General features: G+C 71.0%; 14 protein-coding genes and 1 pseudogene. 8 read left to right on the top strand and 7 right to left on the bottom strand.

Features of this window, described 5'->3' with window-relative positions; all coding sequences use genetic code 11:
- Positions 1-122: 122 nt before the first annotated feature.
- Positions 123-1,256, bottom strand: a complete 1,134-nt coding sequence (locus AB0C28_RS30135; RefSeq protein WP_357857118.1) for an alpha/beta hydrolase — start codon at positions 1,254-1,256, stop codon at positions 123-125.
- Positions 1,257-1,472: 216 nt separating this feature from the next.
- On the opposite strand from AB0C28_RS30135, the gene AB0C28_RS30130 reads away from it, so the two are divergent.
- The gene (locus tag AB0C28_RS30130) at positions 1,473-2,810 is read left to right on the top strand and encodes a histidine kinase (RefSeq protein ID WP_358079233.1); all 1,338 of its coding nucleotides are present in this window, start codon (positions 1,473-1,475) and stop codon (positions 2,808-2,810) included.
- Positions 2,807-3,481, top strand: coding sequence for a response regulator transcription factor (locus tag AB0C28_RS30125; protein ID WP_358079231.1), 675 nt, complete (start codon positions 2,807-2,809; stop codon positions 3,479-3,481). The genes AB0C28_RS30130 and AB0C28_RS30125 overlap by 4 nt, the downstream gene beginning before the upstream one ends.
- 202 nt (positions 3,482-3,683) lie before the next feature.
- Here the strand turns inward: AB0C28_RS30125 and AB0C28_RS30120 are convergent, their stop codons facing one another.
- Entirely contained in the window at positions 3,684-4,283 is a 600-nt protein-coding gene (locus AB0C28_RS30120; RefSeq protein ID WP_357857109.1) for a TetR family transcriptional regulator C-terminal domain-containing protein, read from the bottom strand.
- 92 nt (positions 4,284-4,375) lie between these two features.
- On the opposite strand from AB0C28_RS30120, the gene AB0C28_RS30115 reads away from it, so the two are divergent.
- The gene (locus AB0C28_RS30115) at positions 4,376-5,866 is read left to right on the top strand and encodes a carboxylesterase family protein (RefSeq protein WP_358079228.1); all 1,491 of its coding nucleotides are present in this window, start codon (positions 4,376-4,378) and stop codon (positions 5,864-5,866) included.
- A gap of 9 nt (positions 5,867-5,875) precedes the next feature.
- Here AB0C28_RS30115 and AB0C28_RS30110 read toward each other — a convergent pair whose 3' ends face one another.
- A complete protein-coding gene (locus AB0C28_RS30110) occupies positions 5,876-6,205 on the bottom strand; it encodes an ArsR family transcriptional regulator (RefSeq protein WP_358079225.1) in 330 nt (109 codons plus the stop codon).
- A 97-nt stretch (positions 6,206-6,302) separates the two neighbouring features.
- Here AB0C28_RS30110 and AB0C28_RS30105 point away from each other — a divergent pair, with 97 nt between their 5' ends.
- Positions 6,303-6,944: an SDR family oxidoreductase gene (locus AB0C28_RS30105; protein ID WP_358079222.1), complete on the top strand. Its 642-nt coding sequence runs from the start codon at positions 6,303-6,305 to the stop codon at positions 6,942-6,944.
- Here AB0C28_RS30105 and AB0C28_RS30100 read toward each other — a convergent pair.
- The 3 genes from AB0C28_RS30100 to AB0C28_RS30090 are packed head-to-tail and all read right to left on the bottom strand — an operon-like array spanning position 6,941 to position 10,034.
- Positions 6,941-8,524, bottom strand: a complete 1,584-nt coding sequence (locus AB0C28_RS30100; protein WP_358079219.1) for a hypothetical protein — start codon at positions 8,522-8,524, stop codon at positions 6,941-6,943. The genes AB0C28_RS30105 and AB0C28_RS30100 overlap by 4 nt on opposite strands.
- Positions 8,521-9,411, bottom strand: coding sequence for an ABC transporter ATP-binding protein (locus tag AB0C28_RS30095; RefSeq protein WP_358079216.1), 891 nt, complete (start codon positions 9,409-9,411; stop codon positions 8,521-8,523). Before AB0C28_RS30095 ends, AB0C28_RS30100 begins: the two co-directional genes overlap by 4 nt.
- The gene (locus AB0C28_RS30090) at positions 9,408-10,034 is read right to left on the bottom strand and encodes a TetR/AcrR family transcriptional regulator (RefSeq protein ID WP_357857091.1); all 627 of its coding nucleotides are present in this window, start codon (positions 10,032-10,034) and stop codon (positions 9,408-9,410) included. The genes AB0C28_RS30095 and AB0C28_RS30090 overlap by 4 nt, the downstream gene beginning before the upstream one ends.
- 195 nt (positions 10,035-10,229) lie before the next feature.
- Between AB0C28_RS30090 and AB0C28_RS30085 the strand changes: the two are divergent.
- The 3 genes and pseudogenes from AB0C28_RS30085 to AB0C28_RS30075 all read left to right on the top strand — a co-directional run.
- A pseudogene (locus tag AB0C28_RS30085) lies at positions 10,230-10,376 on the top strand (RNA polymerase); the annotation flags it as partial.
- A gap of 184 nt (positions 10,377-10,560) precedes the next feature.
- Positions 10,561-11,028 (top strand): hypothetical protein, encoded by a 468-nt coding sequence (locus AB0C28_RS30080; RefSeq protein ID WP_358079575.1) that lies wholly within the window; start codon positions 10,561-10,563, stop codon positions 11,026-11,028.
- Positions 10,973-11,515 carry a hypothetical protein gene (locus AB0C28_RS30075; RefSeq protein WP_357857088.1) on the top strand — a complete coding sequence of 181 codons (543 nt, stop codon included), beginning with the start codon at positions 10,973-10,975 and terminating at the stop codon, positions 11,513-11,515. Before AB0C28_RS30080 ends, AB0C28_RS30075 begins: the two co-directional genes overlap by 56 nt.
- A 300-nt stretch (positions 11,516-11,815) precedes the next feature.
- Here AB0C28_RS30075 and AB0C28_RS30070 read toward each other — a convergent pair whose 3' ends face one another.
- Positions 11,816-12,607 carry a helix-turn-helix transcriptional regulator gene (locus AB0C28_RS30070; RefSeq protein WP_358079213.1) on the bottom strand — a complete coding sequence of 264 codons (792 nt, stop codon included), beginning with the start codon at positions 12,605-12,607 and terminating at the stop codon, positions 11,816-11,818.
- 89 nt (positions 12,608-12,696) lie between these two features.
- On the opposite strand from AB0C28_RS30070, the gene AB0C28_RS30065 reads away from it, so the two are divergent.
- Positions 12,697-13,059: a nuclear transport factor 2 family protein gene (locus AB0C28_RS30065; protein ID WP_357857082.1), complete on the top strand. Its 363-nt coding sequence runs from the start codon at positions 12,697-12,699 to the stop codon at positions 13,057-13,059.
- Positions 13,060-13,381 lie beyond the last annotated feature (322 nt).

Below are 13,381 nucleotides of genomic sequence, written 5' to 3'. Positions count from 1 at the left end.
GGCGTCCGCCGCGGTCAAGGCGATGTTTCGCCACCGCAACACGGTCCGCCACCCGCCTCACCAAGCTGCGGGCGCTGACCAGCCGCTCCATCGACCACCCCGGCGGCCCCGGCTTGGATAAATCAGGCCTGGCCGCCGAACGTCACCTCGGGATAGTGGGCGGACGGCTTGTCCAGCAGGGGCTGCGGCTTCCCCGTGAGGTGGCGGGTGAAGAAGGCGGCGACGTAGGTGCGGGTGATCTCCACGGAGCGGGCTCCGGTCATGGCGAAGCCGAGATCGATGCCGAGCTGTTCGGCCAGCAGCGGGACGTCGGTGAAGGACGCGTGCTCGGCTCCGGTCACCACCAACCACCGCTTCCAGCCGGTCAGTTGCTTCCAGTCGCGTCCCCAGCTCCCGTCCTTGCCGCCGGGGCTGTGCATCGTCGGCGATCCCATGAACAGGAACGGCCGGGCCAGGCCGCGCTCAGGGATCGGGGCGAAGGTGGTGCCGTCCAGGTTGACCCCGGCGCGGATGCGCTTGTCGCGCACCATGGCCGCAATGCTGCTCGCGCCGCCGACGGACTGACCGGCCATCCCGATGCGCGACCGGTCGATCAGCGCGGCTCCCCGCCATTTCGGCTTTGCGCCGGTGAGCTGGTCGAGGACGAAGGAGACATCCGCCGCGCGGCTGCGGACCACCTGCTCCCCGAAGTCCGGGTCCTTGTTCCCGCAGGCGACGCACGTGGTGACCCGCCCGTCGGGGAAGGCCGTGGCGACGCTCTCGTAGGTGTGGTCGATCCCGACCACCACGTTGCCCCTGCTGGCCAGGTCCTCGGCCAGGCTGGTGAGTGAGCTGCGCGGGGAGCCGAGGCCGGAGGAGAGCACCACCAGGGGCAGGCCGTGCTTGCGGCCTGCAGGCACGGCGTCGGTGAAGGCGTTGGCCCGCACCTTGCTCAACGTGTCTGGCGCGACGGGCAGTTCCGCGTCCTTGATCAGCAGTTCGGACTCCTTCGGCGTCACGTACGGGGCCTGGTGCCTGCCTCGCGTCCCGGCCGCTGGGTACCACAGGGAGATCATCAGCTCCCTCGACTTCGCCGCCGGAACCCATGGGTCACTCCGGGAGGCGTCCTTCAGATGGAGGGAGGTGACGCCGACCGCGTAGGGGCCCGTCGGCGCGGGCAGCCGCGGTGCCGCCGGCGCCGCAGCGGCGGCGGGAGTGGGGGCCGTGAGGGTGAGTAGCCCGGCCAGGGCGAGGGCCGTCGTTCTCGCAAGATGCATCAGTGTGTCGCCTGTTCTCGGGAGGCCGCGGTCGTCCGCGGACGGGACGACGCTAGGCGCGGTCATGCGGCGGGCGCGTCGCCCGTCGTACCGAATCTGGGTAGCTCCGAGGAACGATCCGAGCCCGGTGTCATCACTGCGATGTAGTCCCGGCGGACGGCGCTGCCGTCATCGGGACGGATGCGTGGCCGGTCGCGCAGCCGTGACAATGTCCCGATGACGGTGGAACGAAGGTGGCGGATGTGGCGGCAGTACGTGCGGGAGGTGTTGCGTCCGGAGGAGGCGCGCGCCCGGCCGTCACGCGGAGCGCTGGTGGTCGACGTCGTGCTCGCGCTGCTGCTGACCGTGCTCGCGGTGGCCGCGGTGGCCGATCTGCACGACGCGTCCACCGAGGGACGGCAGGGGCCGACGGCCGTGTCCCTGCGGCTGCGTCCCGATCCACCCGCCCGGCCGGTGAGCCCGGCCCAGCCGAGCCCGCGGTCCGGCTCAGAACAGGGGCCGCACCCGCTGCTGGTGGTCCTGACCGCGTTGCCACTGGCGGTGCGGCGCCGGTACCCGCTGGCCGTCTTCTGGACGGTCGTGCTCGCCGCGCTGGCCACCCAAGAGGCCGCGACGTGGATCACCGTGCTCGCGTGCGCCGTGGCCGCCTACGGCACGCTCGCCTACAGCCGTCACCGGCTGGCGGCGGCGGGCGGGCTGGCGGCGGCGGCCGTGCTGACCGGTGTGGTCTTCCAGGACGTCGTCCCCGCGCTGCCGTCCTGGCTGGGCCCCACCGTCGTGCTGGCGGGGGCGGGAGTGCTGGCGGTGGCCGTCCGCTTCTGGCAGGGGCGGCTGCGGGCCGGCCGGGATCGCATCGACGCGCTCCAGCGGGCCCAGGCGGAGGCCATGCGCGCGGCCGTCGACGAGGAGCGAGCCAGGATCGCCGCCGAACTGCACGACATCGTGACCCACAACGTGAGCGTGATGGTGATCCAGGCCGGGGCGGCGCGCAAGGTCATGGACGCAGAGCCCGCGGAGTCGAAGCGGGCGCTGCTCGCGATCGAGGCGGGCGGCCGGGCGGCCATGTCCGAACTCCGTCACGTCATGGGCCTGCTGGCCACCGAGAACGAGGCCATGGGCCACGGGGGGATGGAGAACGAGGTCAAGGAGAGCGGGCCCCCCGGTCCGCAACCCGGGCTCGATCAGCTCGACGCGCTGGTCACCCGGGTTCGGGCCGCCGGGATTCCGGTCGACGTCGAGCTGTCGTTGCCGACCGGCCCGCTGCCCGCCGGAGTCGATCTGGCCGCCTACCGCGTGGTCCAGGAGGCCCTGACGAACACGATCAAGCATGCGGCGGGCGCGGCGGCGTCCGTCTCGATCCGCCACGAGGGCGACCGGCTGGAGATCGAGGTCACCGACACCGGCGGTGCGCGGCGCGGCCCGTCGCACCCGGGCGGGCGCGGGCTGATCGGGCTGCGCGAACGGCTGGCCGTCTACGGCGGCACCCTGAACGCGGAACACACCCCTGCGGGAGGCTACCGAATCTTGGCCCGTGTACTGTGGCGAGCCTCATGAGCCACCCTCTCCGCGTGATCATCGCCGACGATCAGGCCCTGGTACGCACCGGGTTCCGGCTGATCCTGGCCGCTGATGGCGTCGAGGTGACGGCCGAGGCGGCAGACGGCGCCGAGGCGGTGGAGGCGGCCCGGCGTACCAGGCCGGACGTCGTCCTCATGGACATCAGGATGCCGCGCATGGACGGCATCGAGGCCACCCGGCGCATCCTCGCCGACGACGCGGCCGGCGGCACCCGCGTACTCATCCTGACCACCTACGACCTCGACCACTACGTCTACACCGCGCTCGCCGCCGGGGCCAGTGGCTTCCTGCTCAAGGACGTAACCCCCGAGCACCTGGTGGCCGCGGTGACCCTGGTGCGCACCGGCGACGCCCTGCTCGCCCCGGCCATCACCCGGCGCCTGGTCGAGCGCTTCGCCCGCCGGGACGACGCCGGTCCTCCGGCCCCGCACCCTGACCTGTCGGAGCTGACCGCGCGGGAGCTGGAGGTGCTGCGGCTGCTGGCCACCGGGCTGAGCAACGTCGAGCTCGCCGAACGGCTGACCCTCAGCCCGGCGACGGTGAAGACCCACGTGGCCCGCATCCTGGCCAAGCTCGGGCTCAGGGACCGGGTCCAGGCCGTCGTGCTCGCGTACGAGACCGGGCTGGTATCCCCGGGCGCGACGTGACCGTGCACGGAGGCGGACCAACGACTTCAAGCACGCGCCTGCTCGCCCGAGGCCGGCAGGGGCCGTCGGCGCTCGGCCAGATGCTGTTCTATCCCATGCTCGACGCACGCATCACCTGGCTACGCCGGCTGCCCGACCCAACCCATGAGCCGGCCCACCCACGCCGGATCTTGTTTGCACCTGCCCCGTGTCCGGGGACAGGTCACGCACTCCTGAACAGCCGGTCCAGATGTACGTCGATCGCGGCGAGCGCGTCCTGGGGCTCGATCACGTCGAGTTCGATCAGGGAGGTGAAGCCGGTGAGGGCGAGGAGCAGGTTGGTCTCGGTCGCCGGGTCGCGGCCGGAGTCGATGTGCCCGTCGGCGATCGCCTGGCGGACCAACTGCTCGACGAGGGCCCGCCCCTGGACGAGGCCGCGGCGCGCCTGCTCGTGCACGGCCTCGTCGTGCAGCGCCTCCAGGACGTAGGCGGCGCTCATCCGGCTGGTCGCGCGGGCGTCGGCATGCAGGGGGAGCATTTCCGCGAGCGTCAGTCGCAGCACGTCACGGGGGTGCGGACGGTCACCGAGCTTTTCGAGCCCCTGCTGTACGCGCACCGAGGTCTGCTCGGACGCGAAGTCCATGGCGAAGGAGAGCATGGCGGTCCGGGAGGCGAAGTAGTGCTGCAGCTGCCCGAGTGACATGCCCGCCTCCTGCGCCACCACGCGCATCGTCAGCTGTGTGACACCGCGCTGCTCCACCACCCGCCACAGTGCGCGGGCGATCGCTTCGCGGCGTTCGCGGTGATCCACCTGTTTCGGCATCGCCGACTCCCTACCCCCGGAACTGTTCCAATACAGTTGACATAATACATCTGACTTATAATCCTTGGGTTCACTCGAGGGAAGGAATCGTCATGTCCGAACAGCCGAAGGTACGGACCACGGAAGGCGTGGTGCAGGGGCGCCGGCGGCAGGGGCACGTGGTGTTCCGCGGCATCCCCTACGCCCAGCCCCCGGTCGGCGCGCTCCGCTTCGCCGCGCCCGCGCCGCCGCACCGCTGGGAGGGGACGAGGCAGGCGGTCGAGTTCGGCCCCGTGGTGCCGCTGTCCCTGCCGATCGACGTGCCCCCGCAGGGCACCGACTGGCTGACGCTCAACGTCGGCACTCCGGATCCCGGCGCGGCGGGACTGCCGGTGCTGGTGTGGATCCCCGTGGGCGGCTACCTCTCGGCGGCGTCGAGCGACCCGATGTTCGACCCGGCAGCGCTGGCCGACGCGGGACTCGTCGTGGTGACCATCAACTGCCGCGTGGGCGCGGAGGGTTTCGCGTTCCTCGACGACGCGCCGCCCAACCGCGGATTCCTCGACCAGATCGCGGCGCTGGAGTGGGTGCAGCGCAACATCGCCGCCTTCGGAGGCGACCCCGGCCGGGTCACCGTGGCCGGGGTGTCCGCCGGGGCGGGGTCGGTCGCCGCCCTGCTGACGATGAAGTCCGCGCGCGGACTGTTCCGGCGGGCCATGGCCCATTCGGTGCCGGGGCTGCACAGCACCCCCGCGCTGGCACGGCAGGTCACCGCCGCGTTCGCGGACCGGCTCGGCGCGGCCGCCCCCACCGCCGAGGCCCTGCGCGACATCGACCCATGGCACCTGGCCGCCGAACTCACCTCCTTCAACGCCGGCCTCCACGCGCACCGGGAGAGCTGGGGACGCCTCACGGAGGCCGGCACCGCGCTGTGCCCCGTCGTCGACGGCGAGGTCCTCCCGGAAACGCCCTGGCCCGCGCTGGCCGGCGCGCGCGCGAGCGGGACCGAACTGCTCGTCGGCCACGCCCGGGACGAATTCCGGTACTTCAGTGTCATGAGCGGACGGTACGGCACCTTCACCGAGGATGACGCCCACGCAGCCCTGGAACTGCTCGCCCCGCAGCCGGACGGCGCCAGGGCCTACCGTGCCGCGTTCCCGCAGGCAGGCCCGGAGGAGCTGGTGGAGACGGTGTACTCCGACGCTCTCTTCCGCATGCCGTCACAGCAGCTGGCCGAGGCGAACGCCGCAGCCGGCGGCACCTCGTACCTGTTCGAACTGCGCTGGGTCGCCCCGGCCCTCGGCGGCATCCTGGGCGCCTGCCACAGCCTCGACGTGCCCCTGGCGTTCGGCACGCTGGACAGCCCCGTCGCCACCCAGCTCATCGGCGAGGAGCCCAATCCCGAGGCCGTCGCGCTCTCCCGCGAACTCCAGGAGGCATGGGTCCGCTTCGTCACCACCGGCGACGCGGGCTGGTCCGCCCACCGGCCCGGCGAGCACCTCACCCGCGTCCTGGACACCGAGTCGAAGACTCTGCCCTACCCCGAACAAGCCTCCCGCCAGATCTGGGAAGGCCACTCCCCCGCCCCCTTCGATCTCTCGTAATCGTCCGGGTCAGGTCTCGATGAGTCCGGGGGCGGTGTCGAGCACGGCGTCCAGCAGGCCGGGGAAGCACGCGTCCAGGTCGTCGCGGCGCAGGCTCAGGATGCGCTGGGAGCCGCGCACCCTGACCTGGATCACCCCGGCCTCGCGCAGCACCCGCTGGTGGTGGGAGAAGGTGGACCGGCTGATCGTCAGGCCGGCCGCCTGCTGGAGCCGGGTGCAGGGCGATTCCCCCACCCGGTCCAGGGCACGCACGGCCAGCAGTCTCGCCGGGTCGGCCAGGGCCGCGAGGACCTTCGGCAGCCGCAGGTCGGCAGCGGCTGGATGGGTCTCGTCGATCACCACGGTGCTCCTCGGATACGTCGCTTTGCCCTCATTTCGAAGGCTATCGTACAGTTCGATGATCATCGATGTGTTCGTTACCTATCGAATCGGGGTCATGACATGGAGAGCGGTAAGGCGTGACCGGGCGGAGCAGGTCGTCGGCGAAGTCGCCGCGCACCAGGGCCACGCGCTCTGCCTGGAGGCCGACAGCGCCGACGCCTCCGCCATGGCCAGGGCGGCCGAGTACATCGTGCAGACGTTGGGGCGGCTCGACGTCGTGGTGGCCAACGCGGGCGTGGCCCGCGCGGGAGGCATCGACACCCTCCCCGCCGAAGACATCGACCGGATGATCGACGTGAACGTACGCGGCGTCGTGTACACCATCCGGGCCGCGTTGCCCCACATGGGCGACGGCGGGCGCATCGTGACGATCGGCAGCGTGAACGCCGCGCGGGCACCCTTCGCCGGGGCCGCCGCCTACGGCATGACCAAGGTGGCCGTCGCCGGCCTGGTGCGCGGCCTGGCCAGGGACCTCGGGCCACGCGGCATCACCGTGAACAACGTGCAACCCGGCCCCACGGCCGACGACAGCATGAGCGCCGACGGTCCCGCCGCCCAGGCCATGACCAAATGGCTGGCACTGCCCAGGATCGGCACGCCGGAAGAGGTCTCCGCCCTGGTTCCCCACCTCGTCGGACCAGAGGGCGCCTTCATCACCGGCGCCACCCTCGCCATCGACGGCGGCTTCACCGCCTAGGCGGAGGGCATCAGGTCGCGGCGGCGCAGGAACGCCAGCCCCGCCGTGGTCAGGGTGATGGCTACTATGGTCAGCCCCAGCAGCGACGCAACCGGTGACGAGGCGCCGCTCAGCAACATCGCCGGCACATGTACGAACGGCGAAAGGCCCAGAACGATCCCGGTGGCCAGCTTGAACTCCGCCAGCAGGTCCACGACCAGGAAGAGGCCGAGCGCGGTCCAGCTCACGGCCGCCGCCAGCCGTGGCAGCAGGCCGAACATCAGCGTCGCGATCCCGGTCATGGTCCAGACCGCGGGCAGGTAGGCCAGCGTGGCCCCGGTGACGCGGGCCACGTCGCCGTCGAAGGTGAATCCCGCCGCCGCGCCCAGCACGGTCAGCAGCAGCACCGGGCTCACGACGGCGAGTACCAGGTGGCTCAGCGCCCAGCGCAGCCGGCCGACAGGGGTGGACAACAGCAGTTCGGCCCGGCCCGCCGCCTCCTCCGTACGGGCGCGCAGCGCCGACACCAGTGCCGCTCCCGCGACGAGCTGGCTGAGCACGTACATCACGAAGGTGAAGAACACGTCCGAGAGCCGGGCCTCGGCGCCGCCGAGGGTCGCGGCCAGCTCACGGAACTGCGGCGTGTCCAACTGGGTGTTCAGCCCGCGTGCCGCCACGCCGAGCAGGGCGCCCAGCGCTCCGAATCCGATCGCGAAGCCCGCGAGCGTGCTGCGGTGCAGGCGAGCGGCCAGGCTGAACGCGCCCGGCAGGGTTCCGCCGGCGGGTCCGGGGCGGACGGGAATCAGGCCGCCGGCCACGTCACGCCGTATGGACAGCGCGAACGCGACCGCCGTCAGGGCGGCGACGAACACCGCGATCAGCCCCAGCACCCACCACTGGTCCCCGGCGTAGGGTCTGGTCAGCCGGACCCAGCCGAACGGCGACACCCAAGCCAGCCAGCCGACATGACCGGCGTCGGCTAGCGAGCGCAGCGCGAACAGCAGGCCGCCGACCGCGATCGCGATGCCGCGCGCCGTTCCGGAGGAGGCGGTGAGCTGCCCGGTGACGGCGGCCACGGCCGCGAACGCCCAGCCGCCCCCGGCGGTGGACAGCCCGAACAGCAGCGAGGAACCCGCAGGCAGGCCGTCCGCGACCAGGGCGGGCACCGACAGCAGGCCCAGGAGCAGGTTGGCGGCCAGCACGACCACGAGCGCGGCGGCCAGCGGGGCATGACGGCCGATGACACCCGAGGCCAGCAGCTCGCGTCGGCCGGTCTCCTCCTCGGCCCGGGTGTGCCTGATCACCAGCAGGATGCTGACGAGCCCGCCGAACAGCGCGAGGGAGGCGCCGAGCGTCCAGGCGGTCAGGCCGCCCACGCTCGCGTCGTAGATGGGGCCGCGCATGGCCAGCTGCGCCGGGTTGCCCGCCGAGGCGGTCGCGAAGGAGTCGCGGGCGGCCTGGTCGGCGTACAGGTCGGTGGTGGCGGAGGCGATGCCCGCCGGCAGCAGTGCGCTGATCACGATCCACACCGGCAGCAGCACGCGGTCCCTGCGCAGGATGAGCCGGATCAGTGTCCCTGTGCCGGTCATGGTGCCGGTCATCTGGCGGCTCCCTCGTAGTGGCGCAGGAACAGTTCCTCCAGCGTCGGCGGCTGCGTGGTCAACGTACGTACGCCCGCTCTGGCGAGCTCGGCGAGCACGGCGGTGAGCGCGTCACCGTCGACCTGGCAGCGCAGCCGCGCGCCGTCCACGCTCAGATCGTGTACGCCGGGCAGGGTGGCCAGCCCGGGAGCGGGCCCGATCAGCTCGGCGGTCACCGACGTGCGGGTGAGGTGGCGCAGGTCGGCCAGGCTGCCGGACTCGACGGTACGGCCGGCGCGGATGATGCTGACGCGGTCGCACAGCGTCTCCACCTCCGACAGGATGTGGCTGGACAGCAGCACGGTGCGGCCGCTGCGCTTCTCCCGCATGACGCACTCGTTGAAGACCGCCTCCATGAGCGGGTCCAGACCCGAGGTCGGCTCGTCGAGGATCAGCAGTTCGGCGTCGGAGGCGAACGCGGCCACCAGCGCCACCTTCTGCCGGTTGCCCTTGGAGTAGGTACGGCACTTCTTGCGCGGGTCGAGCTCGAAGCGCTCCAGCAGCTCGGCGCGCCGCCCGGGGTCCAGGCCGCCGCGGGCCCTGCCCATCAGGTCGATGACCTCGCCGCCGGTCAGCGAGGGCCACAGGGTGACGTCGCCGGGCACGTAGGCAAGCCTTCGGTGCAGTTCGGTGGCGTCGCGCCAGGGGTCGCCGCCGAGTAACGCGACCTGGCCGCCGTCGGCGCGCATCTGGCCGAGCAGGATACGGATGGTGGTGGTCTTGCCGGCGCCGTTGGGCCCGAGGAAGCCGTGCACCTCGCCCGTCTTGACGGTGAGGTCGAGCCCGTCCAGGGCCTTGGCCCGGCCGAAGCTCTTGACCAGACCGCCCACGTGCACTGCGGCGTTCATCGTTGTTCCTCGAACTTCTGGAGGCCCGTCCGCGCCTGGTCGAACAGCTCGCGGCCGAGGAATTCCGGTCTGATCAGATCGAGCTGGGCCTTGCCGACGCGTACTGCGCCCTGTGAGGCGTACAGGTCCGTGCCCAGCGCGCGGGAGACGTGCTCGTGCAGCACCGTGATGCCGAGCTTCATCGCGGTCAGCACGGTCGCGCGGGCTCGATGGTCGGCCTCCGAGCGGTCGTCGTCGGCGAGATGCTCCTCCGTCACACGGACGAGTTCGTCGAACATGGCGGCGGCTGCGGGGGAACCGTCCACGAGCGCGCGGCCGAGGTATTTCATCAGGGGCGGCGCGGTTCGATGGACGTTCTCGATGAATTCGGGCTTCTCCAGGTTGTGGTCGGTGACGCCTACGGTGGCCTGCTCGCGCAGGTAGCCGAGGACGTACTCGTCACAAGCCTGTCTCAGCGCTTCCTTGGTGCCGAAGTGGTGTTGCACCAGGCCGGGCGAGACTTTTGCGGCCTCGGCGATCCCACGGATGGTGGTGGCCTTGACCCCCTGCTCGGCGAACAGCGCCATCGCAGCGTCGCGGATGCGGGCGCGCGTCGTCAGGTCCTCTTCAGAAATTGGTCGCACGTCCAAGAGTCTATACAAACGTATTGGTCGCCATGCAACTGTTCAGCCGGCCCCGCTCGGGGTCGGGTCCGCGCAGGGGCCCGAGGTCGAACTGCTGGGAAGATGCGGAATCGGGATGTAAGAAGGCCTTCCTTCGGACCACTTGCTCAATGAACGTTTGTCCCCCAACCGAAGGAACCGGCTTGCCGAACCCCCATGAGCGCTTCACCGCGCACCGACGTGGGTGAACACGCCACCGAGCGAGTCGCCGTACTCCGTGCCCTGGTCGGCTTGTCCGAAGCCGACAAAGAGATCCTGACCCTGACCACCTGGCATGGCCTGTCCACCACAGAAGCGGCCAAGGTACTCGGCTGCACCAAGACCGCCTTCTTCATCCGCTTGCATCGAGCGCGCCGCCGACTGCAGTCGGCGATCGAAGCTGTCGATGGCCACCGCAGAGGCGCCAGGAGAACCCTCGCGCAGGCCATTGCGCCCGAGACCGCCCCGCCTGTGGGCCTTGTGGGCGCCGCTGGCCACGGCCGCGATCGTGGCCCTGGTCTTCGCGCTGGTGACGAACCTGGCATCGGCCCCTGCCGTGCTCAGTCCGCCGAGGACCAATCAGGAACTGTTCGACCTGGCCGACAGGATCGAGAAGCTCCCCGCAGAGGGCGGCGCCTACTGGCGCGATGTGAGGATCGACGGTAACCACCTGTCTACCGGCGGCTACCGGGTCATGGTGGTCGGCCGCCGCGAGACCCGGCTGCCGCGCGACCCCGCTGATCTGGTGCTCACGCAGGTGTGGCGGCAGGTCAGTGCCCGCCCGGTCACGGCCGAGGACGAGCGCGCCTGGCAGGCGGGCGGGAGCTCCCGCCCGGGTCAAGGGGCACTGCGAGACCAGCGGGCCGTGCGGTTCGATTCCGGTCGCCGACGAGCCGAAGGACTGCAGGTACACCTTGAGGTTGGACTCCGCGGGAACCTATCCCGACACGACGATCAGCGAGTTCACCATGGCTGAGCTGGCGGCGATCCCCACCGATCCGGCCGAGCTCACGAAGCAGCTCCGCGCCTACCACGAGATCTGGAACGGCCGCGGCTTCACGCAGCCGTTCGAGACGTTTCTGCCTACCACCGTGAACCTCCTGGGCATGCCGCTCAGCCCCGCCCAGCGTGCCGCGATCATCCGCGTCCTGGCCGGCCTGCCGACCACCAAGGTCGTGGGCACAGTGACGGATCCGCTGGGCAGAAGGGGCCTATCCGTAGACTTCGGCGAGGCGGAAGGCGCCCTGGTGTACTCCAACAAGCCACGCAAGGAGCTGCCGGTCTACCACAGGCAGATCCTCGACCCGGAGACGGGGGAGACACTCTCGCGCGTTTCCTACGCGGCCCGCACCGCTCTGGGGGCGACCAAGGGTGAAGTCATGGGCTACCAGGCCCGCGGCTCCGAGTCCGGCTGGACCGGGCCGCCGACTTCTCCCCCGAAGGGGTGCAAGAAGGGGAAGTGAAAGGGTGCGGACCCCGGCGGTGGTGGGCGCGCGGCCTGGGGCCGCGTCGTAGACGGCTCAGCTGATGGTCAAGTCGGCATCAGGTGACCTGCTCGTCGCCTCGGATGCGGGCGTGCAGGTGCATGTCATGCCGGCCGTCGGAGTGGACGGCGTCGCTGCCCTTGCCGCCAACTGCCCATCGGCATCCCAGTGCATGTCAACCTCAAGCGCTTGGCCGATGAGATGCTCGAGGAAGCGGTGATGGTGGAGGCCGTGGCGGTCGTGGCCTGCCGCACCGTCCCCGTACTTACCAGTGAGATATCAGGGTGAGGTCACTGCGGCCCCCGTCCCGAAGAAGCGGGCGGTGGCGTCGTCGGCGGGGAAGTACGCCTCGACGGCGATCTCCTCGAGGGTGACGTCGAAGGCGGCGCCGAAGGTCGTGATGGTGTTGATGAAGCACAGCTCCGCTCCGCGATGGCGGATGCGGATGGGCAGCGCGATCTCGGCCGGATCGGGCGGCGGCGGTTCTGCTGGGGCCCCGTAAGACAGCACCTCCTCATACAGGACGCTCAGCTCTGCGTCACCGCTGTGCGCGACCTGGCGGGCGAGCCGAGGCAGCAGGAAGCCGCGGACCTGGCCGAGGTTGAGCAGACGCGGCGCGAATCCGCCGGGGTGCAGGCCGAGCCGCATCATGTTGACCGGCGGCCGCAGCAGCGCCGGGTCGACGCCCTCCAGGAAGACGTCGATCGCCGTGTTGGCCGACAACAGGTTCCAGCGGCGGTCCACGGCCAGCGCCGGATACGGTTCGTGCCCGCGCAACACCCGTTCGAGCACCTTGCGCGCCGTGGCCAACTGCGGATCCTGCAGGGGCCGCTCGCGGACGACCGGCGCGTGACCGGCCGCGACCAGCAACCGGTTGCGTTCGCGGAGCGGCACGCCGAGGTGCTCGGCCAGCCGCAGCACCATCGCGCTGCTGGGGATCGTCCGCCCGGTCTCCACGAAGCTGACGTGCCTGGCCGACACCTCCGCCTGCAGTGCCAGATCGAGCTGGCTGAGCCCGCGCCGGTGTCGCCACTCGCGCAGCAGCGCACCGATCGGCTGGTCGGAAGTCACGCGGATGATTATCCCGGCACCGCCCCGACCTGCACGATTACATGCCATGTAATCGACACCGCCGGGCGGCGGCTGCGACGGTTGCCGTCATGAACAGCAACAAGCAACTGGTCCTCGACGGCTTCGCCCGCTTCGCCGCCGGGGACACCGAGGTCCTCCGAACCCTCCTGCACGAAGATTTCATCGAGCACAGCCCCGGCAACCCCTCGGGGCGGGACGCCTTCATCGCATACATCACCCAGGCCCCGGTCGCCCGCGCCCGCCTCGACCTCAAGCGGGTCATCGCCGAAGACGACTTCGTGGTGATGCACTACCTCATGACCACCGCCGACGACCCGCGTGGCGTCGCCGTCGTCGACATCTGGCGGCTGGCCGACGGGCAGGTCGTCGAACACTGGGACGTCCTGCAGCCGGTCCCGGAGGCCGACCGGATCCCGCACGGAATGCTTTGAGGCGGCCGGTTTGAAGCTCGCGGTCGAACGGCAGCGGCGCGCCGTCCGGTCCGGGCAGCTCACTGTCGAGCCGGGAAATGGCGTCCGCCCGGGCGCGGCGATGGTGAGCACCCTGCCGAGCGGGTCGTAACTGACGGCGGTCTCGGCGCCGTCGCCGTCGATCAGCCGACTCGGTTTGCCCGCGCGCACGTCGTGCTCGACGTCGAGGTACCGAGGCCTTCGCCGGGCCGGTCCGCCATGGCGGCGGCCCTCACAGCGATCGTCCGTTTTTTGCCTGTGTGTAGCTTTTTGCTGCTCAAGATCGGGGCATCGCTCGCTTAGC

The sequence above is a fragment of the Nonomuraea sp. NPDC048892 genome (genome assembly GCF_040649735.1).
Lineage (GTDB): Bacteria > Actinomycetota > Actinomycetes > Streptosporangiales > Streptosporangiaceae > Nonomuraea > Nonomuraea maheshkhaliensis.
This window is presented reverse-complemented; position numbering and strand designations above follow the sequence as displayed.